32 protein-coding genes are annotated in these 23,798 nt (G+C 40.0%); all 32 read right to left on the bottom strand.

The window, feature by feature from the left end:
* Positions 1 to 782: 782 nt before the first annotated feature.
* Entirely contained in the window at positions 783 to 3,449 is a 2,667-nt protein-coding gene (gene alaS / locus ACFIJK_RS05100; protein ID WP_375626986.1) for an alanine--tRNA ligase, read from the bottom strand.
* 209 nt (positions 3,450 to 3,658) lie between these two features.
* Positions 3,659 to 4,702: a recombinase RecA gene (gene recA / locus ACFIJK_RS05105; RefSeq protein ID WP_015856564.1), complete on the bottom strand. Its 1,044-nt coding sequence runs from the start codon at positions 4,700 to 4,702 to the stop codon at positions 3,659 to 3,661.
* Between the two features lie 994 nt (positions 4,703 to 5,696).
* Positions 5,697 to 7,016 (bottom strand): replication-associated recombination protein A, encoded by a 1,320-nt coding sequence (locus ACFIJK_RS05110; RefSeq protein WP_375626988.1) that lies wholly within the window; start codon positions 7,014 to 7,016, stop codon positions 5,697 to 5,699.
* A gap of 8 nt (positions 7,017 to 7,024) precedes the next feature.
* On the bottom strand, positions 7,025 to 8,419 hold the full coding sequence (locus ACFIJK_RS05115; protein ID WP_375626039.1) for a DegQ family serine endoprotease: 1,395 nt from the start codon (positions 8,417 to 8,419) through the stop codon (positions 7,025 to 7,027).
* A 268-nt stretch (positions 8,420 to 8,687) separates the two neighbouring features.
* Positions 8,688 to 9,116 carry a 50S ribosomal protein L17 gene (gene rplQ / locus ACFIJK_RS05120; protein WP_273791421.1) on the bottom strand — a complete coding sequence of 143 codons (429 nt, stop codon included), beginning with the start codon at positions 9,114 to 9,116 and terminating at the stop codon, positions 8,688 to 8,690.
* A gap of 24 nt (positions 9,117 to 9,140) precedes the next feature.
* Positions 9,141 to 10,154, bottom strand: coding sequence for a DNA-directed RNA polymerase subunit alpha (locus ACFIJK_RS05125; protein WP_375626041.1), 1,014 nt, complete (start codon positions 10,152 to 10,154; stop codon positions 9,141 to 9,143).
* Positions 10,155 to 10,248: 94 nt separating this feature from the next.
* Positions 10,249 to 10,638, bottom strand: a complete 390-nt coding sequence (gene rpsK / locus ACFIJK_RS05130; RefSeq protein WP_007347762.1) for a 30S ribosomal protein S11 — start codon at positions 10,636 to 10,638, stop codon at positions 10,249 to 10,251.
* A 114-nt stretch (positions 10,639 to 10,752) separates the two neighbouring features.
* A complete protein-coding gene (rpsM, locus tag ACFIJK_RS05135; protein WP_026500557.1) occupies positions 10,753 to 11,121 on the bottom strand; it encodes a 30S ribosomal protein S13 in 369 nt (122 codons plus the stop codon).
* A gap of 179 nt (positions 11,122 to 11,300) precedes the next feature.
* Positions 11,301 to 11,879 carry an adenylate kinase gene (locus ACFIJK_RS05140; RefSeq protein WP_015856570.1) on the bottom strand — a complete coding sequence of 193 codons (579 nt, stop codon included), beginning with the start codon at positions 11,877 to 11,879 and terminating at the stop codon, positions 11,301 to 11,303.
* Complete coding sequence (secY, locus tag ACFIJK_RS05145; protein ID WP_375626992.1) at positions 11,876 to 13,222, bottom strand: preprotein translocase subunit SecY; 1,347 nt, start codon at positions 13,220 to 13,222, stop codon at positions 11,876 to 11,878. The genes ACFIJK_RS05140 and secY overlap by 4 nt, the downstream gene beginning before the upstream one ends.
* Before the next feature lie 161 nt (positions 13,223 to 13,383).
* Positions 13,384 to 13,851, bottom strand: coding sequence for a 50S ribosomal protein L15 (gene rplO, locus ACFIJK_RS05150; protein ID WP_015856572.1), 468 nt, complete (start codon positions 13,849 to 13,851; stop codon positions 13,384 to 13,386).
* Between the two features lie 20 nt (positions 13,852 to 13,871).
* Entirely contained in the window at positions 13,872 to 14,078 is a 207-nt protein-coding gene (gene rpmD / locus ACFIJK_RS05155; protein ID WP_375626995.1) for a 50S ribosomal protein L30, read from the bottom strand.
* A gap of 31 nt (positions 14,079 to 14,109) precedes the next feature.
* Complete coding sequence (rpsE, locus tag ACFIJK_RS05160) at positions 14,110 to 14,658, bottom strand: 30S ribosomal protein S5 (protein WP_015856574.1); 549 nt, start codon at positions 14,656 to 14,658, stop codon at positions 14,110 to 14,112.
* A 111-nt stretch (positions 14,659 to 14,769) separates the two neighbouring features.
* Positions 14,770 to 15,132, bottom strand: coding sequence for a 50S ribosomal protein L18 (gene rplR / locus ACFIJK_RS05165; protein ID WP_015856575.1), 363 nt, complete (start codon positions 15,130 to 15,132; stop codon positions 14,770 to 14,772).
* 12 nt (positions 15,133 to 15,144) lie between these two features.
* Entirely contained in the window at positions 15,145 to 15,678 is a 534-nt protein-coding gene (rplF, locus tag ACFIJK_RS05170) for a 50S ribosomal protein L6 (RefSeq protein WP_015856576.1), read from the bottom strand.
* Between the two features lie 39 nt (positions 15,679 to 15,717).
* Complete coding sequence (gene rpsH / locus ACFIJK_RS05175; protein ID WP_375626998.1) at positions 15,718 to 16,116, bottom strand: 30S ribosomal protein S8; 399 nt, start codon at positions 16,114 to 16,116, stop codon at positions 15,718 to 15,720.
* Positions 16,117 to 16,130: 14 nt separating this feature from the next.
* Positions 16,131 to 16,436, bottom strand: coding sequence for a 30S ribosomal protein S14 (gene rpsN / locus ACFIJK_RS05180; RefSeq protein ID WP_005773283.1), 306 nt, complete (start codon positions 16,434 to 16,436; stop codon positions 16,131 to 16,133).
* A gap of 24 nt (positions 16,437 to 16,460) precedes the next feature.
* Positions 16,461 to 17,018, bottom strand: a complete 558-nt coding sequence (gene rplE, locus ACFIJK_RS05185) for a 50S ribosomal protein L5 (RefSeq protein WP_015856578.1) — start codon at positions 17,016 to 17,018, stop codon at positions 16,461 to 16,463.
* Positions 17,011 to 17,325 (bottom strand): 50S ribosomal protein L24, encoded by a 315-nt coding sequence (gene rplX / locus ACFIJK_RS05190; protein WP_015856579.1) that lies wholly within the window; start codon positions 17,323 to 17,325, stop codon positions 17,011 to 17,013. The genes rplE and rplX overlap by 8 nt, the downstream gene beginning before the upstream one ends.
* 12 nt (positions 17,326 to 17,337) lie before the next feature.
* Positions 17,338 to 17,706: a 50S ribosomal protein L14 gene (rplN, locus tag ACFIJK_RS05195; RefSeq protein ID WP_004855715.1), complete on the bottom strand. Its 369-nt coding sequence runs from the start codon at positions 17,704 to 17,706 to the stop codon at positions 17,338 to 17,340.
* A 144-nt stretch (positions 17,707 to 17,850) separates the two neighbouring features.
* Entirely contained in the window at positions 17,851 to 18,090 is a 240-nt protein-coding gene (rpsQ, locus tag ACFIJK_RS05200) for a 30S ribosomal protein S17 (RefSeq protein WP_012231991.1), read from the bottom strand.
* An 11-nt stretch (positions 18,091 to 18,101) separates the two neighbouring features.
* Positions 18,102 to 18,302 (bottom strand): 50S ribosomal protein L29, encoded by a 201-nt coding sequence (gene rpmC, locus ACFIJK_RS05205; RefSeq protein WP_273788260.1) that lies wholly within the window; start codon positions 18,300 to 18,302, stop codon positions 18,102 to 18,104.
* Positions 18,303 to 18,314: 12 nt separating this feature from the next.
* Positions 18,315 to 18,728, bottom strand: coding sequence for a 50S ribosomal protein L16 (rplP, locus tag ACFIJK_RS05210; protein ID WP_015856581.1), 414 nt, complete (start codon positions 18,726 to 18,728; stop codon positions 18,315 to 18,317).
* Positions 18,729 to 18,764: 36 nt separating this feature from the next.
* On the bottom strand, positions 18,765 to 19,475 hold the full coding sequence (rpsC, locus tag ACFIJK_RS05215) for a 30S ribosomal protein S3 (RefSeq protein ID WP_015856582.1): 711 nt from the start codon (positions 19,473 to 19,475) through the stop codon (positions 18,765 to 18,767).
* On the bottom strand, positions 19,475 to 19,864 hold the full coding sequence (gene rplV / locus ACFIJK_RS05220; RefSeq protein ID WP_208439680.1) for a 50S ribosomal protein L22: 390 nt from the start codon (positions 19,862 to 19,864) through the stop codon (positions 19,475 to 19,477). The genes rpsC and rplV overlap by 1 nt, the downstream gene beginning before the upstream one ends.
* 2 nt (positions 19,865 to 19,866) lie before the next feature.
* On the bottom strand, positions 19,867 to 20,145 hold the full coding sequence (gene rpsS / locus ACFIJK_RS05225) for a 30S ribosomal protein S19 (RefSeq protein WP_004855734.1): 279 nt from the start codon (positions 20,143 to 20,145) through the stop codon (positions 19,867 to 19,869).
* Between the two features lie 15 nt (positions 20,146 to 20,160).
* A complete protein-coding gene (gene rplB / locus ACFIJK_RS05230; protein ID WP_273788259.1) occupies positions 20,161 to 20,994 on the bottom strand; it encodes a 50S ribosomal protein L2 in 834 nt (277 codons plus the stop codon).
* Positions 20,995 to 21,015: 21 nt separating this feature from the next.
* Positions 21,016 to 21,309 (bottom strand): 50S ribosomal protein L23, encoded by a 294-nt coding sequence (locus ACFIJK_RS05235; RefSeq protein ID WP_375619911.1) that lies wholly within the window; start codon positions 21,307 to 21,309, stop codon positions 21,016 to 21,018.
* The gene (gene rplD / locus ACFIJK_RS05240; RefSeq protein WP_015856586.1) at positions 21,306 to 21,926 is read right to left on the bottom strand and encodes a 50S ribosomal protein L4; all 621 of its coding nucleotides are present in this window, start codon (positions 21,924 to 21,926) and stop codon (positions 21,306 to 21,308) included. The genes ACFIJK_RS05235 and rplD overlap by 4 nt, the downstream gene beginning before the upstream one ends.
* A gap of 2 nt (positions 21,927 to 21,928) precedes the next feature.
* Positions 21,929 to 22,666, bottom strand: coding sequence for a 50S ribosomal protein L3 (rplC, locus tag ACFIJK_RS05245; RefSeq protein ID WP_015856587.1), 738 nt, complete (start codon positions 22,664 to 22,666; stop codon positions 21,929 to 21,931).
* Between the two features lie 27 nt (positions 22,667 to 22,693).
* Positions 22,694 to 23,002: a 30S ribosomal protein S10 gene (gene rpsJ / locus ACFIJK_RS05250; protein ID WP_005773267.1), complete on the bottom strand. Its 309-nt coding sequence runs from the start codon at positions 23,000 to 23,002 to the stop codon at positions 22,694 to 22,696.
* Positions 23,003 to 23,063: 61 nt separating this feature from the next.
* A partial coding sequence (locus ACFIJK_RS05255) for an EF-Tu/IF-2/RF-3 family GTPase (protein ID WP_375627005.1) occupies positions 23,064 to 23,798 on the bottom strand: 735 nt, incomplete at its 5' end.

Here is a 23,798-nt window from a genome sequence, read left to right on the forward strand (position 1 = left end):
GCTCCTAAGCCCATTTTACAACGACATTCGTGAATGATTTTGATTAATTTAACATACGTAGAATTTTAAATGATAAAATTCTACGAATATTCGTAGCTCTTATTCAAAATATAAAACGATAAATTATCATTATAACTCAATGTATTAAGGCAATTATATGATAATAAATTAGACATTAATCTAAATCTTTAAATTTATGTAACATTCATTTGATTTATATAGATAATTCATTAATTTATAACTTGAAATAAAAATTTATAAAGATAGGAGAATATTCTTTTTAAAACCTTTTAATGATAAACCGAAAAATTGTTTTCTTGTAAATAAAAAGCAAAATGAAAACAATACAATAGCTCTTTTATAAGGAAAGGGATTTTAGTTATTTGAAAACTAATAGAATAATGACAGCTTATAACTTTATAAGGATAATCGTATGCAATAAATCTTGTGTTATTCCTTTCATAAAAAGAGAGGTTTCTTCAAAACAATCTATAAGAGCAATGCCATAACTAGTCTTCCTAGTAAAAGAATACACAGCAAAGCATGAAGTGCTGCATAATCTATCTTATCTTAAAACGGTGACTTCTGAAACGCTTGGAGGCTATAATGCCAAATGAAAAAGTAATCATAAAGACAAACACTGCTTTTATCTTTACAAATGTATTTTTCCCCAATTACGCTGTATCTGCATTTCAGAAATACACAAGACAGATATTCTTAATACTTAGATGCCAACCCAATATAAAAATGTAAAAAAAACCTACGCAGAATGATTTCATTCTTTAATTTTTTTCCAAAAAATCTTTTAGTGCTGCAAATGCCTCATCAGCTTTGTTCCCCTCAGGACCACCAGCCTGCGCCATATCAGGACGGCCACCTCCACCTTTACCACCAAGCATAGCTGAAAGAATACGAACGAGATCAACAGCATTCAATCTATGAGTTAAATCATTCGTAACACCGACAACAGCACTCCCTTTTCCATCCTCCGAGACACTAATAAACGCAACCACTCCAGATCCGATTTGTTTTTTCTCAGAATCGACGAGCGCCTTAAGATCCCGTGGTAAAATATTTTTAACAACGCGTCCGATAAAAGAAAACCCATTGATGATAGTAATATCACCTTGGCTCCTTTCTGTTATTCCACCACTCAACATCATTTTCTTGCGTACATCATTCAATTCTTTTTCAAGTTTACGACGATCATCAAGCAAAATTCGCACCCGTTCTTCCACACCAACAGAAGAAGTTTTTAAAAGATCAGCGATTTCATGAATACGTTCATCTTGGCGGCTAAGATAAAGGCGTGCTTCTTTGCCTGTTAAAGCTTCAATACGCCGCACTCCAGCAGCTACAGAACTTTCAGAAACAATATGAATCAAACCGATATCACCTGTTCGCTCCACATGTGTACCTCCACAAAGCTCTATTGACCAACGCTTTTTTAATCTTCCCTGTTCAAATGGCTCCCCCATAGAAACAACGCGAACTTCATCACCATATTTTTCACCAAATAATGCCATTGCACCTTCAGAAATGGCATCATCTACAGCCATGAGGCGCGTTATCACTCTACTATTTTGCAAAATAATCTCATTTGCTAAATCTTCTATTTTTTTCAGTTCTTCTGGTGAAACGGATTTTGGATGTGAAAAATCAAAACGCAACCGATCTGGCGATACAAGAGAGCCCTTTTGTGTAACATGAGATCCCAAAACTTGTCGTAAAGCTTCGTGTAACAAATGAGTAGCAGAATGATTCGCGCGAATTTTCTTACGACGAACAATATCAACCGTTAATTCGACACAATCAGATCTCGATGCCTGACCAGATTTCACCTCCCCAATATGAATAAAAAGACCATCACCCTTTCTTTGGGTATCATGCACCTCAAAAATAAAATTTTCACCAGAAATGATACCGCTATCACCAATTTGCCCACCAGATTCACCATAAAAAGGTGTCTGATTAACAACAAGCATAGCTTTCTGACCTGAAGAAATATGATCAACAATTTTACCATCACACACAAGAGCTGTAAGAATACCTTTCGCTGTCTCAGTTTCATAACCTAAAAACTCTGTGGCCCCCACTTGATCACGAACAGAAAACCAGATCTTTTCTGTTACAGCTTCCCCAGAACCAGACCAATTGGCACGCGCTTCCTCTTTTTGACGCTCCATCGCTTTATTAAAGGTATCAACATCAACAGATATTCCACGACGCCGCAAAACATCCTGCGTTAAATCAAGCGGAAAACCATAGGTATCATAAAGCTTGAAAGCAACTTCACCATTTAAATGATCTCCTTCTTTAAGATCGGTACTTGCTTCATTTAACAAACCAAGTCCTCGTTCAAGCGTTTTACGAAAACGTATTTCTTCTAACCTTAAAGTTTCTGAAATCAAAGATTCAGCACGCACCAATTCAGGATAGGCTTGTCCCATTTCGCGAATTAAAGCAGGCAAAAGTCGCCACATCAATGGCTCTTTAGCACCAAGAAGATGCGCATGACGCATAGCACGACGCATAATACGACGTAAAACATATCCTCTTCCTTCATTAGAAGTAAGCACACCATCAGCAATCAAAAATGCAGATGAACGAAGATGATCAGCAATGACACGATGGCTGGCAATAAAATCACCCTTTGCCTCAATCCCTGTAATTTCTTCTGATGCAGCAATTAATGCACGAAAAAGATCAATATCATAATTATCATGAACACCCTGCAAAACAGCAGCAATACGCTCTAATCCCATACCGGTATCAATAGAAGGATGAGGCAAGTCAACACGTTCCTCCTTGGAAATCTGCTCATATTGCATAAAAACAAGATTCCAAATCTCAATAAAGCGATCGCCATCTTCTTCCATACTTCCAGGAGGACCGCCCCAGATTTTATCACCATGATCATAAAAAATCTCCGAACAAGGCCCACAAGGGCCTGTTTCTCCCATCGACCAAAAATTATCAGCCGTCGCAATACGGACAATTTTTTCATCTGGAAGACCTGAAATTTTACGCCACAGTTCAGCAGCAACATCATCACTCTGGTAAACTGTCACCAACAATTTATCTTTTGGCAGGCAAAATTCCTTTGTTAAAAGATTCCATGATAAAAAAATGGCTTCTTCTTTGAAATAATCACCGAAAGAAAAATTACCCAGCATTTCAAAAAATGTATGATGGCGCGCCGTATAACCAACATTATCAAGATCATTATGCTTTCCACCCGCACGAACACATTTTTGTGCCGTTGTTGCCTGCTTATAAGGAGGTTGTTCAAGTCCAGTAAAAACATTTTTAAACTGCACCATCCCTGCATTTGTAAACATAAGTGTAGGATCATTTCGCGGAACAAGCGGACTAGAAGAAAGAACTTTATGCCCATTACGATGAAAATAATCCAAAAATATTGACCGAATATTATTAACACTATTCATACTGACACCTGCTTAATACAGCACAAAACCATAAAAGAAAAATCCCCCCTCATTAAATATCCTCTTCGCCACGCATGGAGTCAATTTAATCAAAGAATGGAATATTTGTTTTAAAAAATTGAGAAAAAAATGACTGTATATTTAAAAACTCAAACAAAAAAACAGAAAAATCTTAAAGGAAAAAAATTATAGACGAAAAAAACGCTCCATCAAATGGTTTCATCACTTTCTATATTTTCTGACCCTGCATTTTCTAACAATTCAATCGCAATCAAACCAGCATTTTGACGCAAAGCTGATTCAATCTCTGTAGCTATTTCCGCATGTTCACGTAAAAACTGCTTTGCATTTTCACGCCCCTGTCCTAAACGCTGAGAATTATAAGAAAACCAAGCACCAGATTTTTCCACAATACCAACCTTGACACCCAAATCAATCAATTCACCTACTTTGGAAATACCTTCACCATAAATAATATCAAACTCAACTTGTTTGAATGGGGGTGCCAGTTTATTCTTCACCACTTTAACACGCGTCTGATTACCAACGATTGCATCCCTATCTTTAATGGATCCAATGCGACGAATATCTAAACGAACAGAAGCATAAAACTTTAAAGCGTTTCCACCCGTTGTCGTTTCGGGAGAACCAAACATTACACCAATTTTCATGCGAATTTGATTAATAAAGACAACCATACAGTTAGAGCGAAAAATTGCTGCTGTTAATTTTCGCAAAGCTTTACTCATTAACCGAGCTTGCAATCCGGGCAAAGCATCACCCATTTCACCGTCAATTTCTGCTCGCGGTGTTAAAGCCGCGACAGAATCCACAACAAGCACATCAACTGCACCAGAACGAACCAACGTTTCTGTAATTTCCAATGCCTGTTCACCAGTATCTGGCTGAGAAATGAACAAATTTTCTAAATCAACACCAAGCTTACGCGCATAAATAGGATCAAGTGCATGCTCTGCATCAATAAAAGCACAAATCCCACCCCCTTTCTGTGCCTCAGCAATAGCATGTAGAGCCAATGTTGTTTTCCCAGAACTTTCTGGTCCATAAATCTCAACAATACGCCCCTTCGGTAATCCACCAATCCCCAAAGCAATATCTAAGGATAACGACCCTGTTGGAACTGTTTCAATTTCAACAACCTGCTCTTTTTGCCCAAGACGCATAATCGAGCCTTTACCAAAAGAACGTTCAATTTGTGAGAGAGCAGCATCGAGAGCTTTTGTTTTATCCACGATTATATCCTTGACCGATTCATAATAACCTAAAACTTAAGTGTACACTGTACTTTTAATTTAACTAAAGGCTTGAGTTTAGATTTTCACAGACTATTTCCATTCCTATCCCCACATTATGCCCATAACATTCATGACCATCACAATAAAGAATTGGCATTGCTTATCTTATCACACAAAATAAACTCCAATAAAATAATATCCCCATGAGAGCGTAGTTAGCATATTTATATCCCTCTAGAAAAGGAACAATTTAAATTTAAACACAATGTTCTACTGCCCTTCTGCTTATCCCTTTGATTAAGTACTTAAGAGACTAAGAATTCTCCTGCTATTGATCACACAAAAACGCATTATCAATCAACCTCATCCCCTATCGCATCAAAGAACAAAACGCCATTGTGTTGCATATTCATGCACTTGATTTAAGAAACATCTCTCAACACCCCCAAACCTCACTTCGTGACAACACCCATGAATGCGGTATACTGTAAAGCCCTTTGGGAGCCACCATCTTTACACTAAAGAATGAGAAAGTCGGCACCATCACACTATTTATCATCTCCCAATGTTGCGACAACTCTCGGCACTTAAGACGCTTCATAAGAAGAATTTTTAGTTCTTTCTTGTACAGTTTTTATCACACGCTAATCCTGCTTATAACACACAAGCGAATGATTTGATTGCTTCAACAAATACCAGGCTTGGAATGAGTAAAATTCACGGTATTTAGGACTTTCATTCAACTTACAAAACAGTGAGTTATCGTTATAAATCAATTATATTATTTAATAAAAACCACAAAAATAAAGCAGCTTAAAAGTTGAATAACACATTTAAATTTGATAAAAGAATATGCACTTTTGAAGATATCAAAAAAATCTCTACGAGCAATGCAATAAATATTTAAAATATAAGCTAAATTGCTCATACAATAACATAAGAGATAAAAAATAAATCCAAGATCAATAAAACATGTGTTTCTACTCAAATTTTATTTTTGATCTTTACGTTTTTTGCGCAATTGTTTCCACCACTCAAGACGTTTTACAATTTCACGCTCAAAACCACGCTCAACTGGCTTATAATAACTCTGACGCCCAAGTTTTTCGGGAAAATATTCTTGTCCTGAAAAAGCGTCTGGTTCATCATGGTCATAACAATAACCATTTCCAAACCCTTCCTCCTTCATAAATTTCGTAGGAGCATTAAGAATATGCTTAGGAGGTGATAAAGAGCCATTTTTGCGCGCACAACGCAGTGCTGCTTTATACGCGAGATATGTTGCATTTGACTTTGGCGCAGTTGCAACATAAAGACATGCTTGCGCCAAAGCCAATTCTCCTTCTGGTGATCCTAAATAATCATAGGCATCTTTTGCTGCATTACAAATGACAAGAGCTTGAGGATCCGCCAAACCAACATCTTCAACAGCCATACGAACCAATCTTCGCCCAATATAGAGAGGATCTTCACCAGCATCCAACATACGTGCCAAATAATAAAGCGCAGCATCAGGATCAGATCCACGAACGGATTTATGCAACGCTGAAATGAGATTATAATGCCCATCTCGTCCTTTATCATAAATGGGCACACGACGCTGAATAACTTTTTGCAAAGCAACAACATCAAGAATCTCTCCCAATGGTGCAATAGACCAAACTTCCTCTGCCAATGTTAACGCTACCCGCGCATCACCATCAGACATCTCTATCAAAACGTCTCTGGCATCATTATCCAAGGGAAGAGTTTTTCCCTCCACTTCTTCAGCACGCCTCAAAAGCATGTCCAAACTTTCATGATCATGTGAAAGAAATGTTACAACACGTGCACGCGAAAGAAGAGCAGCATTAAGTTCAAAAGAAGGATTTTCGGTTGTTGCACCTATAAGTACCACAGTACCATCTTCCATCACAGAAAGAAAACTATCCTGCTGTGCACGATTAAACCGATGAATTTCATCAACAAAGAGAACTGTTTTATCTCCAGATATAAAACGCCTCTGCGCAACTTCAAAAATCTTTTTAAGTTCAGAAACTCCTGTAAAAATAGCAGAAATCTGTTCAAATGCGAAGTTCGTTTCAAGTGCTAACAAACGTGCAACGGTTGTTTTTCCCGTCCCTGGAGGCCCCCAAAAAATCATCGATCCAATTGAGCCAGTTGCCACCATACGTGAAAGCAAACCATCCTCTCCAATCAAATGCTTCTGTCCCACAACATCATTGAGAGAACAAGGGCGCATTCTTTCTGCAAGTGGCTGATTTTTATTAACTTGAAAATCAAACGACGAAGTAAAAAAATCTTTCTTCAAAAAAAACCTCAACGAATAAATTGGCGAATATACATACCATCACGTTCATATTCCAATTGCCAAGTACGCGAACGAGCTTGCATAAGAACCTTTTTCAACTGATGAACTGTTTGAATTTTATGACCATTTACAACACGTAGAATATCTCCTGACTGAAAAATTCCAGCTGCATTGCTCATGTCATCAAGGTTGGTAATCACAACTCCTTTTGCAGATATAGGAAGATGAAAACGTCGACTATTTTGCGGTGTTAAATCTAACACTTCAGCACCAGCAAGAGGACTGTCACCCGTGATTTTTTCAGATTTTAAAAATGCAGTTTCTGATATCGATGAAACTGTTATTTGTGTTTTTAAAGTTTTTCCATTTCGTAAATATTCCAAAGCAAGACTATGCTCAACGTCAGCTGTCATCAAACGATACCCAAGACTATCTGGACTATCAACGCGTACCCCTTGCACACTCAAAATAACATCACCTACTTTCAATCCAGCTTTTTCAGCAGGACTATCTTTGATAACTTCAATAATCAGAGCACCATAGGGACGTTCTAAACCTAAACCACCAGCAATATCAGGTGTAACATTTTGAAAAGAAGCCCCTATATAAGGCGGCACAAAATATTTTCCACCGCGTTTAACAGTATCAAGCATCACTTTTACAAGATTAACTGGAATAGCAAAACCAATCCCTACAGAACCACCAGAACGCGAATAAATAGCCGTATTAATTCCGATTAATTGACCTTTCATATCAATTAAAGCGCCACCAGAATTCCCTGGATTAATGGCAGCGTCTGTTTGAATAAAAAAGTCAAAATCAGAAATCCCAACACGTGTACGCGCTTGCGCTGAAACAATACCACTTGTAACTGTTTGACCAACACCAAAAGGATTACCAATAGCAAGAACAAGATCACCAACTTCAACAGCATCAGAATTTCCCAAAGAAAGAACAGGGAATTGAGCATCTTTTTCCTCAACTTCAAGAATTGCAATATCAGTTGCTTCATCTTTGAGCACGATCTTACTCTCAAACTCCCGCCCATCAGAAAAAGCCACTTTAATTTCGCTTGCATCTTTAATGACGTGGTAATTTGTAACAATCAAACCACGTGCATCAACAATCACCCCTGATCCTAATGACGATTGCTTACGAACAGGAAAGTTATTTTGAAAACGACCAAAAAATTGCTCAAAAAATGGATCGCCTTCAAAAGGTGATCGTGCTCTAATTTGTCGAGCTGCATAAATATTTACAACAGATGGAACTGTCTTTTTAACTAAAGGAGCAAATGAAAGAGTGATTTCTGTTTGTGTTTGAGGCACATGAGCATATACATGATCAAATGATATCTGCATCATAATTGCAAAAAAAATCCGCACCCAAAAAGAATATCTCATAATCCACTCCTTATAAAACCAGTACATTCTGTTGAAGATTAATAGAATTAAAAAACTCATCCCCGCAAATTAAGGATCTCTATTAATATTTCATAATAGAGAATAAAAACAACCTATTTGAACAATAAATATTATAAAAATAAGATAATTCAATGTCCTATAATTTTCTCTCTGCACCTATTTCTCAATTAAAACAAACTTAAAAATGCTCACAAAAAAACCGCCTAAGACAAGGCGGCCTTAAAAAATCTAACAGAATTAAAAAACTCTACGAAGATGTCCCCTTTTCATTCTCAGAAGCCTCCATGCGAGCACGATCCCCAGCACCCTTCGCTTCAACATCACGATCAACAAATTCTATAACAGCCATAGGCGCATTATCACCGGTACGAAACCCCGCTTTCATAATACGTAAATATCCACCGTTGCGTGATGCATAACGTGGCGCAAGCGTATCAAATAATTTTGCAACCTTTCCTGCATCACGAAGTGCTGCAATTGCTTGCCGACGCGCATGCAAACCACCACGCTTACCAAGAGTAACGAGTTTTTCAACAATAGGACGAATTTCTTTAGCCTTTGGAAGCGTTGTCACAATCTGCTCATGCTCGATCAACGAAGTTGCCATATTTGCAAACATCGCTTTACGGTGACTGGCAGTACGATTCAACTTGCGTCCTGACTTACTGTGGCGCATAAGCCCTCTCCTTAAATTCTAATTTTAATATTGATCTTCATAACGTTTTGCAAGATCATCAATGTTTTCAGGCGGCCACGCAGGAATTTCCATCCCAAGATGTAATCCCATACATGCCAAAACTTCTTTAATCTCATTCAACGATTTGCGACCAAAATTCGGTGTACGAAGCATTTCAGATTCTGTTTTTTGAATAAGATCACCAATATAGACAATATTATCATTCTTAAGACAATTTGCCGAACGAACTGAAAGTTCTAATTCATCCACTTTTTTGAGAAGAGCAGGATTAAAAGAAAGCTCAGAATCAGCCTCTTCAACAGGCTCCTTCTGTGGCTCTTCAAAGTTAATAAATAGCGATAATTGATCCTGAAGAATGCGTGCAGCAAAAGCAACAGCATCCTCTCCATTAACCGCACCATTCGTTTCAATCGTTAAGGTCAATTTATCATAATCCAAAACTTGACCTTCACGCGTATTTTCCACTTTATAAGACACTTTACGAATTGGTGAATAAAGACTATCAATTGGAATAAGCCCTATACGTGCATCATCAACACAATTACGATCAGATGGAACATACCCCTTCCCTGTGTTGACAATGAACTCCATACGAATTTCAGCATCTTCATCAAGAGTACAAATAACATGATCTGGATTTAGAATTTGCATATCCCCAACGGTACTGATATCTCCCGCTTTCACGACACCAGGCCCCTCTTTATAAACAACGACACGTTTAGGACCTTCTTCTTCCATACGAAGCGCAATTTCCTTTATATTCAGAATAATATCTGTAACATCCTCACGCACACCTGGAATCGATGAAAATTCATGTAAGACACCGTCAATCTGCACAGCAGTAATAGCAGCACCACGAAGCGAAGATAACAACACGCGACGAAGTGCATTTCCTAACGTTAAGCCAAAACCCCGCTCAAGAGGTTCAGCGATCACACTTATAACATTTGGATTATCATGCGCACATGATTCAACCTTATTGGGTTTAATAAGTTCTTGCCAGTTTTTCTGGATCATATTTTTATTCCCGTTCTTTAGTTCCGTTACCATTCAATCGTAACGACCAATGTGAACATCAGAGAAATCTCCGACAACAAAAAACAACACCCAATTAAACACGCCGCCTTTTCCGCGGACGACATCCATTATGAGGAATTGGTGTTACATCACGAATAGAAGTAATGACAAAACCAACAGATTGCAATGCACGCAGAGCAGATTCACGCCCTGATCCAGGTCCACAAACTTCAACTTCCAAAGAACGCATACCATGCTCTTGCGCTTTTCTTGCACAATCCTCCGCAGCAACTTGAGCAGCAAAAGGTGTCGATTTACGCGCACCTTTAAACCCTTGGGCCCCCGCAGATGACCAAGCAATTGCATTACCCTGAGCATCAGTAATAGTAATCATTGTGTTATTAAATGTTGAATTAATATGCACAACACCCGATGAAATATTTTTACGTTCGCGACGACGAACACGTGTGGCTTCCTTGGCCATAATTTCCCTTTCAACGATCTCATCACTGCCGTAACATCAGCAGCTCCACCTTCTTTTCCTTGTCAAAAAAATCAAACAAGAAACAGAATATATAAAAACCTTCCAAAAAGGCTCTTATTTCTTTTTACCGGCAATTGCCTTAGCTGGTCCTTTACGCGTACGGGCATTTGTATGTGTACGCTGCCCTCGGACAGGCAAAGACCGGCGATGACGCAATCCTCGATAACAACCAAGGTCCATCAAACGCTTAACATTCATAGCAACCTCACGACGAAGATCACCTTCAACTTGATAGCCTTGATCTATCGCCTCACGAATCTGCAGCACCTCAGCATCTGAAAGCTCATGCACACGACGCCCCAAGGGAATGCCAACTCTTTCAATAATTTCTTGAGCAAATTTTGGTCCAATCCCGTGGATATATTGAAGCGCAATAATTACACGCTTATTTGTCGGGATATTGACGCCAGCAATACGAGCCACGCCTACTCTCCTTAGTTATTTTGACAAATTGTTATAAAATACCTGATATACCTTACAGAAAAAAATAGACTCAGAAAAAAATTCTTCCGAATCCTATTATTTCACTAAAATAAATTAAATTCGTTTGTGATAGATTTCATCTCAAAAGTCAACTCTTTTCATTTATTTCTAAAAAAATCTTATGAAAGAAAACCTCTAATCATGCGTGTCACTTCAGTAATACCAATCATTCCATCAATGACCTTCAACATTCCCCTCTCTGAATAAAATTTTGATAAGGGAGCGGTTTTTTCACGATATTCTACTAATCTTTTTGCAAAAGCAACAGGATTGTCATCTAAACGAACCTGTCCACCAGCCGCTATTGTTTCCTCAACGCGCTTCTTCATACGTTCAATCAACACGTCTTCATCAACACACAACTCAATAACAGCATCAAGCCGCATATTTTTTGACTGCAAAATCTGCTGTAACGCTTCTGCCTGCCCCACAGTTCGAGGATATCCATCCAAAACAAAACCGTTTACACAATCAGTTTCATCAATCCTATCTGATACGATTTGGTTAACAATATTATCAGGAACCAAAGCACCAGAACTTATAATAGCTTTAGCTTTTTTACCAATCTCTGTTTCTTTGGCAATCACCTCACGCAACATATCCCCTGTTGATAAATGAGGAATGTTATATTCCTCGGTCAACATTTTTGCTTGCGTACCTTTTCCTGCTCCAGGAGGACCTAAAAGAATAACTCTCATCGATTCCTTCTACCTCCACGAAGTTTTGATTTTTTTATCAACCCTTCATATTGGTGGGCAACAAGATACCCCTGAATTTGAGCAACCGTATCAAGCGTAACAGTAACAACAATCAACAAGGATGTTCCCCCAAGATAAAAAGGAACCTGCAATGCAGATATCATAAATTCAGGTAACAAACAAACCAAGATAATATAAACAGCGCCCACAACAGTAATACGCGTCAAAACGTAATCAATATATTCGGCTGTACGCTCACCTGGACGAATCCCTGGAATAAAACCAGAATGTTTTTTCAACTGATCTGCAGTATCACTTGGATTAAACACAATAGCTGTATAAAAAAAGCAAAAAAACGCCATTAAAAATGCATAAACAATCATATAAAGTGGCTGTCCATGACCAAGAGCATAAGAAATCGCCTGAACCCATTGTGGCATTTTATCAGAAAAATTATTAATAGTGGCAGGTAATAATAATAAAGATGAAGCAAAAATAGGTGGAATAACACCAGCAGTATTCAACTTTAAAGGAAGATGCGACATATCTCCTTGAAACATTTGATTCCCAACCTGACGTTTCGGATACTGGATAAGAATTCGCCGTTGCGCACGCTCTATAAAAACAATAAGCCCAATAACCAAAACAGCAATAAGAACGATTCCTATTAAAAGAAAAGTTGATAAATCAGCCTGACTATGAGCTGTCAAAAGCTGAGCAAAAGTAGAAGGAAAGTTGGCTACAATCCCTGTAAAAATGATAAGAGAAACCCCATTACCAACACCACGTGACGTAATTTGCTCGCCAAGCCACATGAGAAACATCGTTCCGCCAACAAGGGTAATAACAGAAGAAATACGAAACATAAGACCTGGTTCTAAAACAATTTGAAGCCCCGTCCCTATACCGCTTTCAAGCGCAATCGCAATACCAAAAGCTTGTAGAATTGCCAATACTACTGTTACATAACGCGTATACTGATTGATAATCTTACGACCTAATTCCCCTTCTTTTTTAAGAGTTTCCAAAGAAGGAATAATAGATGTTAACAATTGCACAATAATAGATGCCGATATATAAGGCATGATACCCAGCGCAAAAATAGCCATACGCCCAACGGCACCCCCAGCAAACATATTAAAGAGTCCTAATACACCCGACGCATGATGTTCAAATGTTTGCCGTAAAGCATCGATATTAATACCTGGAAGAGAGATGTAAGTGCCAAAGCGATATACAAGAAGCGCTGCCAGAGTAAACCAGATGCGTTTCTTTAATTCAGTTGCACGAGAAAAGGTACCGAAGTTTATATTGGAAGCAAATTGCTCTGCTGCTGATGCCATAAAACGTCTCCACTTCACTACTCCAGTTCTTTAAATCACGGAAGTATAACCCTAAAATTCATATATACATACACAAATAAATGCAGAACTTAAAAAATTCCCCACAAAAGATCCCACAGAACAGATGTAACTCTTCTTTAGGTCTCTACTCATATAAAAAATTATTGAGCAATATCAGGAAAAATAACCTGACCACCCACTTTTTCAATCTTAACACGAGCAGCTTGTGAAGCACCAGAAACATGAAAGGTAATCTTAGCTTTCAAATCACCATCAGAAAGAAGACGAACCCCATCTTTTTCACGACGAATAATACCAGCTTCTTTCAAAGCAATCATATCAACAGGCTTTTCAATATTCAACTTACCTGCATCAACTGCCAACTGAATACGTCCTAGTGAAACTTCATTGTAGGTTTTGGCAAAGAAATTTCTAAATCCACGTTTTGGCAAACGACGATAGATAGGCATTTGCCCACCTTCAAAACCATTAAGGGAAACACCAGAACGCGACTTTTGCCCTTTTACACCACGACCACCAGTCTTACCCGTACCGGATCCAATACCACGCCCAACACGCTTACGATTTTTTGTTGCGCCTTCACAATCACGCAGTTCATTGAGTTTCATATCTAATACTCCCGCAACCCTTAACCTTCATCTATAACGCGAACAAGATGCCGAACCTGAGCAATCATACCCCGCACACAAAGTGTATCATCTAAAACGCGCCGACGACGCATTTTATTTAGTCCAAGCCCCTTTAAGGTTGCACGCTGAATCCGTGAGTTTCGAATAGGGCTTCCAATTTGCTCAACCGTGATAGTTTTACCACTCTGAGATTTTTTCTGAACCATTTTCTAATTCCTTTTCTGATAATCTCAGAAACTATCCTTCTAGGTCAACTAAATGGCGACGACGCGCCTGCAAAGTCGAATATTTTATACCACGCTGAGCAGCAATATCTCTAGGATGCATTTGATGTTTCAATGCATCAAATGTTGCACGAACCATGTTATAAGGATTAGACGATCCCAATGATTTTGCAACGACATCCTGCATACCAAGAGCTTCAAAAATAGCACGCATCGGTCCCCCAGCAATAATACCAGTACCAGCAGAAGCCGAACGTAGCAAAACACGCCCAGCTCCATGACGCCCTTCAAGATCATGGTGCAATGTACGTCCAGACCGAAGCGGAACATAAATCATCCCACGTTTTGCAGATTCCGTTGCTTTACGAACGGCTTCTGGAACTTCACGGGCTTTACCATGTCCAAAACCTACACGTCCTTTTTGATCTCCAACGACAACAAGAGCAGCAAAACCAAAACGCCGACCACCCTTTACAACTTTAGCAACACGATTGATATGAACTAGCCTATCGACAAACTCATTATCGCGTTCTTCTCTCTCACCACGTTCTTTTTGTGCCATTCCTCATTCCTTTTTCTTTTCCGGAAGCACGATAACAAAGTCCCTCATCAAACTGGAAGAACTTAAACGAAATAATCTAAACTCTCCTTACTCACTCACAAATAAGAAATTTTAGAAATTCAAACCACCTTCACGAGCAGCTTCAGCTAAAGCCTTGACTCGACCATGATACACATACGCTCCACGATCAAAAACCACTTCATTAACACCCGCTTGCTTCGCACGCTCAGCAATTAACTTACCAACAGCAAAAGCTGCTTTTTTATCAGCACCACTCTTTAACGACTTTTTTAAATCACTTTCAAGAGTAGAGGCTGAAACAAGTGTACATCCCCGCAAATCATCGATAACTTGAGCATAAATGTTCTGATTTGAACGATAAACGCTAAGCCGAGGACGATCATGAGAAACCATTTTAATTCTACGACGAACACGCCTTGCACGACGTTGGATAATGTCCTTAGATGAAACCATAATACAAAATCCTTATTTCTTTTTACCTTCTTTACGGAAGATACGTTCATCTGCATGCTTAACACCTTTACCTTTATAAGGCTCAGGTCTACGATACTCACGAATCTCCGCTGCAACTTGTCCAACTTGCTGTTTATCAATTCCAGAAACAACAATTTCTGTCGGCTTAGGAACAGTTACGGTAACACCCGATGGAACTTTATAAACTACATCATGGGAAAAGCCTAGAGATAGTTGGACATCCTTACCCTGCAAAGCAGCACGATATCCAACCCCATTAATCTCCAACCTCTTTTCAAAACCATCTTTCACACCACAAAAAATGTTCTCAATCATTGAGCGCGACATACCCCATTTAGAACGCGCATCTTTTGACTGATCCCGCGGCATAACTGATATGATATTTTCCTCAAACTTGACTAAGACTTCATCATTGACGACGTAGCTCAGCTCACCTTTTGGACCTTTTGCCTTAACCAGCTGACCTTCAACAGTAGCAGTAACTCCAGAAGGAATTGAAATGGGTTTCTTTCCAATACGAGACATTGTTCTAACCTACTTTTTCTTCCGTTTTCTTGACATAACTTAGAAAACACGACAAAGGAGTTCTCCACCAACATTCTGTTCACGCGCCTCATGATCTGCCATGACGCCTTTAGGAGTCGATAAAATCGAAATACCAAGACCATTTGCCACCTGTGGAAGTGACTTAGCAGAAACATACACACGACGACCTGGCTTTGATACACGTGAAATCTCACGAATAGCAGCCAGCCCTTCAAAATACTTCAATTCGATTTCAATTTCAGCTTTCCCATCACCTAAATCAATTTGATTATATCCACGAATATAACCTTCCGACTGAAGAACATCAAGAACGTGCACACGAAGCTTCGAAGCTGGAGTAACTACTTTACCTTTTTTACGACCAAGTGCATTACGAATACGTGTTAACATATCACCAAGAGGATCTGACATAGACATTAAATAATCTCCTCTTACCAACTAGACTTTACAATACCAGGAATATGGCCAATAGAGCCAAGCTCACGCAACGCAATTCGCGACATTTTTAATTTACGATAATAAGCCCGCGGACGACCTGAAACCTCACAGCGATTACGAATACGAACTTTCGAAGAATTACGTGGCAACTCTGCCAACTGAACAGAAGCTTTAAAACGTTCTTCAAGAGAAACCTTCTGATCCATAACTATTGCTTTCAAACGTGCACGACGGGCAGCATAACGCTTTACCATCACCTCACGACGCTTATTTTTTTCAACGGCACTTACTTTGGCCATACTTTCACCTCACTATGTCTGCCGTTACGAACGAAAAGGAAAATTAAAAGCACGCAATAACTCACGAGCTTCATCATCCGTTTTTGCTGTCGTACAAACAATAATATCCATGCCCCAAATTTGATCAACTTTATCATAGTTGATTTCTGGAAACACAATGTGTTCTTTAATACCCATAGCAAAATTGCCACGACCATCAAAACTCTTTGGATTCAAACCACGAAAGTCACGAACCCGTGGAAGAGCAATCGTAACAAGACGATCTAAAAACTCAAACATACGATCTTTACGCAATGTAACTTTAGCCCCAAGAGGCATTCCTTCACGAACCTTAAAAGTCGCAATAGAATTACGCGCACGTGTAACAACAGCCTTCTGACCTGTTATTAGCCCTAAATCCTCAGCAGCAAGAGAAGGCTTCTTCGAATCAGCAGTTGCTTCACCTATCCCCATATTTATTACAATTTTATCAATCCGCGGAATTTGCATCGCATTTCTGTAATTAAACTTCTCTTGAAGCGCTTTACGAATCACTTCAAAATAATGCGCTTTCATACGCGGTATTTGTCTTTCCTCAGCCATTAATCAACTCTCCCGAACGCTTGGCAAAACGCACTTTATTACCATCTGCATTCATACGAAAGCCTACACGTGTAGGCTTACCATCTTTAGGATCAGCAATCGCCAAATTAGACAGATGAATCGGAGCTTCTTTAGAAATAATTCCAGCTTCTTGCTTCTGCGTTTGACGTTGATGACGTTTAATCATATTAATCCCACGAACAAAAGCCTTATTCTCTTTTGGACTAACCTTAATTACTTCACCACTACATCCTTTATCCTTACCGGATAAAACAACAACTTTATCACCTTTTCGAATCTTCTGCATAACATTTACTCCTTACAGAACTTCAGGAGCGAGCGAGATGATCTTCATATGATTCCTACCACGCAATTCACGGGGAACAGGTCCAAAGATACGAGTACCGATCGGCTCTTTTTTATTATCCACTAAAACCGCAGCATTACTATCAAAACGAATGACACTACCATCTGCGCGACGAATATCCTTAGCAGTACGAACCACAACAGCTTTCATAACATCACCTTTTTTAACACGGCCACGAGGAATAGCATCCTTAACCGAAACAACAATAATGTCACCGACCGAAGCATATTTCCGCTTTGAACCGCCTAACACCTTGATGCACATGACACGACGAGCACCAGAATTATCAGCAACGTCGAGGTTTGTTTGCATCTGAATCATGACTGGCCACCTTCTCTTAACACATATATCCGATTGTACCTTTTATACACTCGGATTTGCCTGCCAAATAACGATAAAGTCATCGCCTTTAAATTTATCAATGATAAAAACACTGTTAAATTCTAAAACAATAAACTTAACTCATTACGCTACATTGTCTTTTACAACAATCCAACATTTATCTTTCGAAATTGGTCTAGATTCTTGAATAGAAACTTGATCCCCAATCTTGAATTGGTTGTTTTCGTCATGCGCTTTATAATTTTTAGACTGCCGAACAGTCTTCTTAAGAAGCGGATGAGAATAACGGCGCTCAACTTTGACAACAACAGTCTTATCACTTTTGTCGCTAATAACAACACCCTGCAAAACGCGTTTAGGCATCTCTCATTTCCTTAAACCTTACTTTCACTTACCTTTTGACGAAGAAAAGTTTTAATACGCGCAATATCACGACGAACCTGTCTAACACGCGCAGTCTTTTCTAATTGACCTGTTGCTTTTTGAAAACGCAAATTAAATTGCTCTTTCTTTAACTTAGCCAATTCATCTTTCATTTGGTCGAGCGTTTGCGCCCGTAATTCTGTGGCTTTCATCGCTTAACCTCATTATTCAGCAATACGCTGGATGAAACGCGTTTTTATAGGCAACTTTGCAGCACCCAATCTTAGTGCTTCACGTGCAACATCCTCAGGAACTCCATCAAGCTCAAACATGATGCGTCCAGGAGCAACACGTGCAGCCCAATAATCGACACTTCCCTTACCTTTACCCATACGAACTTCAGTCGGTTTAGATGTAACCGGAAGATCTGGAAAAATGCGAATCCACACACGACCAGAACGCTTCATATAACGCGTAATCGCACGGCGCGCCGCTTCAATTTGACGAGCAGTAATCCGCTCCGGCTCAACAGCCTTCAAACCGTAGGCACCGAAATTCAAATCCGTACCACCCTTCGCAACACCGTGAATACGGCCCTTGAACTGTTTACGGAACTTTGTGCGCTTTGGCTGCAACATTGTTCTCTACTCCAAATTTTAGTTCAATCTCAAAAACTAAGCATTTTCACGGCGACGATTCGATGAAGAACCAGATTGATCAACTTCCGTAGCACGACGTTCTGAAGCCATCGGATCATGCTCAAGAATCTCACCCTTAAAGACCCAAACTTTAATACCACAAATACCATAAGCAGTCTTAGCTTCTGCTGTACCGTAATCAACATCAGAACGCAAGGTATGAAGTGGAACACGACCTTCACGATACCATTCCATACGAGCAATTTCAGCACCACCAAGACGGCCAGAACAATTGATACGAATACCTTCCGCACCAAGACGCATAGCAGACTGAACAGCACGCTTCATTGCACGACGAAAAGCAACACGACGCTCTAACTGTTGAGCAATTGATTGCGCAATAATCGTAGCATCAATCTCCGGTTTACGAATCTCCACAATATTCAATGAAGTTTCAGCATCCGTCATTTCCGAGAGCTTACGACGAAGCTTTTCGATATCAGCACCCTTTTTACCAATAATCAAACCAGGACGTGCAGAATGAATCGTAATACGACACTTCTTATGAGGACGCTCAATAACAACCTTCGAAATAGCCGCCTGTTTAAGCTCCTCCAGCACGTATGAACGAATTTTCAAATCTTCATGAAGAAGGCGCCCATATTCACCACTATCAGCATACCAACGAGAATCCCAAGTCCGATTAACACCAAGACGAAGTCCTATTGGATTGATCTTCTGACCCATTACGCGGCCTCCACTTTTTCGGTAACTTCACGAACAATAACAGTAAGATGCGAAAATGGACGTTCAATTCTACTAGCACGCCCTCGACCACGAACATGAAAGCGCTTCATCACTATCGACTTACCAACATAAGCTTCCGCCACAATAAGCGAATCAATATCAAGATCGTGGTTATTCTCTGCATTTGCAATTGCTGATTCAAGCGTTTTTTTCACAGTAGCAGCAATACGCTTGCGTGAAAACATCAAATCAGCGAGTGCTACATTAACTCTTTTACCACGAATCATTGCAGCAACTAAATTAAGCTTCTGCGGACTAACACGAATTGTCCGCGTGACAGCTCTTGCTTCATTATCTCTAAGCTGGCGCGAAACTTTAGCTTTTCCCATTCCTACTTCCTCTTCGCTTTTTTATCGGCACCATGACCATAATAAGTCCGGGTAGGAGCGAACTCACCAAACTTATGTCCAACCATCTCTTCAGAAACAGAAACAGGAATATGCTTATTACCGTTGTAAACACCAAAAGTTAAACCAACAAATTGCGGTAAAATAGTAGAGCGACGACTCCATATTTTTATAACTTCATTGCGCCCACTTGCACGTACCTTCTCTGCTTTACCAAGAAGATAGCCGTCAACAAACGGACCTTTCCACACTGAACGAACCACTTCAGACTACCTTTCTCATTTCTTGCGTTGATGACGCGTACGCATAATAAATTTATCAGTGGCTTTATTGGAGCGCGTACGCTTACCTTTCGTAGGCTTACCCCAAGGAGATACTGGATGGCGCCCCCCCGATGTACGACCTTCACCACCACCGTGCGGATGATCAACGGGGTTCATAGCAACACCACGAACATGTGGACGTTTACCACGCCAACGTGACCGACCTGCCTTACCATCATTAATATTCCCATGATCAGGATTTGAAACAGCACCAACAGTTGCAAAACAGCTACTAGGAACCAAACGCTGTTCACCAGAATTTAAACGAAGAATAGCCATACCATGATCTCGTCCAACCAACTGCGCATAAGTACCCGCTGAACGTGCAATCTGCCCCCCTTTTCCTGGCTTCATCTCAACATTATGAATAATTGTACCTACAGGCATATTAGCAAGAGGCATAGCATTACCTGGTTTAACATCCACATTTAAACCAGCCATAACAGAATCACCAACCGCAAGACGCTGTGGCGCAAGAATATAACTCAATTGCCCATCCTCATAGCGAATTAAAGCAATAAAAGCAGTACGGTTAGGATCATATTCTAAACGCTCAACCTTTGCTGAAACATCACGTTTAAGACGCTTAAAGTCGACAAACCGATAACTACGTTTATGTCCACCACCCTGAAAACGAGCAGTAACACGACCGCGATTATTACGTCCACCCTTTGAAGACAAACCTTCAGTCAACATCTTTATAGGCTTTCCCTTATAAAGACAAGAACGTTCCACAATAACAAGCTGACGCTGCCCAGGTGTCGTTGGATTAAATTGCTTAAGTGCCATTATTCCTATCTCCGAGCCTCTTTAAAGACCTGTCGAAACGTCGATAGTCTGACCACTGGCCAGAGTTACGATCGCTTTTTTGACATCACTTTGCCGACCAACTATACCTTTGAAACGCTTCACTTTACCCTTGCGGACTATCGTGTTAACTGCTTTAACTTTTACGCTAAAAAGCGCTTCAATAGCAGCCTTAATCTCAGGCTTCGTCGCTTTCGGCGCGACATTAAAAGCAACTTGATTATATTCAGAAATCATAGTCGACTTTTCAGTAATAACTGGACTAATAATTATATCATAATGGCGAAGATCTGTCATTTAAAACGCTCCTCAAGAGCCTCAACAGCTGCCTTTGATAAAACAAGTTTGCTGCGACGCAAAATATCATAAACATTAATTCCCTGAATAGGCAAAATATCAATATTAGGGATATTAGAGACTGCACGAAAAAAGTTAATATCAATCTCTTTACCACCAATCAAGAGAGCGTTATTAAATCCAAGCTTAGAAAAATGAGAAACAAGCATTTTCGTTTTCGCATCCTTAACAGTCAACTCATCCACAATAATTAAGTCTTTTGCTTTTAATTTTGCAGATAAAGCAAGACGTAACCCAAGAGCACGAATCTTTTTAGGAAGATCATGCGCATGGCTACGAACCACCGGTCCATGTGCCTTACCCCCACCTCTAAACTGCGGTGCACGGGCAGATGAATGTCGAGCACGCCCAGTTCCTTTTTGCTTAAACATTTTTGCCCCTGTTCGTGACACATCAGAACGACCTTGGGATTGATGACTCCCCTGCTGACGGCGTGCAAGCTGCCAGCGAACAACACGTTGCAAAATATCCTCACGTGGAACAAGATCAAAAATAGCTTCAGAAACCTTTAACTTGCCAGCTTCATTACCATCAAGAGTTTTAATTACAAGATCCATTATTAGGCTCCCTCAACTTCAGAGGTTTCCGTCACCGGAGTAACCATTTCCGTTTTCTCCTTCACAAGACGGCGAATACCAGCAGGCTTTGGAGCATTATCAGGAAGACGCTTCTTCACAGCATCCCGTACCAAAATCCAAGAACCTTTAGAACCAGAAACAGCACCACGCACTAAAATTAAACCACGTTCACTATCCGTGGAAATAACTTCAATATTCTGTGTTGTTACACGCACTTGCCCCATATGGCCAGCCATTTTTTTACCTTTAAAAACTTTACCAGGATCTTGGCACTGCCCTGTAGAACCATGAGCACGATGTGTGATCGAATTACCATGGGAAGCACGATGCCCACCAAAGTTATGCCGTTTCATAACACCAGCAAACCCCTTACCAATACTGGTACCAGTCACATCAACTCTCTGTCCTGGAACAAAATGTTCCACTGTAATCTCAGTACCAACATCAAGAAGATTGTCGGGACTCACACGAAACTCTGCTATTTTAGCTTTAGGCTCAACAGAAGCCTTAGCAAAATGTCCACGAAGAGCTTGTGAAGTGTTCTTAACTTTAGCAAAGCCTACACCTAATTGAACAGCAGTATAACCATTCTTTTCAACTGTACGCTGAGCAACGACTTGACAATTCTCCAAACGAAGTACGGTCACCGGCACATGCTCACCAGCATCATTATAAATACGGGTCATGCCCAGCTTCTGTGCTATTACACCTGAACGCATCGGGTCTGTTCCTTCTGTCCTCAAACCTCAGAGCTTAATTTCTACATCCACACCAGCAGAAAGATCGAGCTTCATAAGCGCATCCACTGTTTGCGGCGTTGGATCAACAATATCAAGAAGACGCTTATGTGTTCGCATCTCAAACTGCTCACGACTCTTCTTATCGATATGCGGTCCACGATTGACCGTAAACTTCTCAATCCGCGTCGGAAGCGGAATGGGACCACGGACATTTGCACCGGTACGTTTAGCAGTCGATACAATCTCACGCGTCGACGTATCAAGAATTCTATGATCAAACGCTTTTAAGCGAATGCGAATATTTTGACTGTTCATGCTCTTTATTTCCCTGTTATAGAAAGTGCCTTCAATAATAAAAGCACTCAACAAGCATTATTTATTCAATGATCTTAGAGACGATACCGGCACCAACAGTACGACCACCTTCACGAATAGCAAAACGAAGCTTCTCTTCCATCGCTATCGGAACGATCAACGAAACATCCATGGCAACATTGTCGCCTGGCATAACCATTTCCGTTCCTTCTGGAAGCGTAACAATACCTGTAACATCCGTCGTACGGAAGTAAAACTGAGGACGATAATTCGTGAAAAATGGTGTATGACGTCCACCTTCATCTTTTGTCAAAATGTAAGCTTCTGCTTTAAAACGTGTATGAGGCGTAACAGATCCTGGCTTCGCCAATACTTGACCACGCTCAATCCCTTCACGGTCAACACCACGAAGCAGAGCTCCTATATTATCACCCGCTTGACCCTGATCTAAAAGCTTGCGGAACATTTCAACGCCTGTAACTGTCGTCTTAGACGTTGGACGAATACCGATAATCTCGATTTCCTCTCCAACTTTAATAATACCACGCTCAACACGACCTGTTACAACTGTTCCACGACCCGAAATCGAAAACACATCCTCTATCGGCATCAAAAATGGTTGATCAACGGGACGTTCAGGGGTTGGAATATAATTATCAACTTCACTCATTAAAAGACGAACGGCATCTTCACCAATGCTTTTATCCTTATCCTCAAGAGCTGCTAAAGCAGAACCCTTAACAATTGGTATATCATCGCCTGGAAAATCATATTTGGATAAAAGTTCCCGAACCTC

The sequence above is a fragment of the Bartonella sp. PS17NMGDW genome, assembly GCF_042193555.1.
Taxonomy (GTDB): domain Bacteria; phylum Pseudomonadota; class Alphaproteobacteria; order Rhizobiales; family Rhizobiaceae; genus Bartonella; species Bartonella grahamii.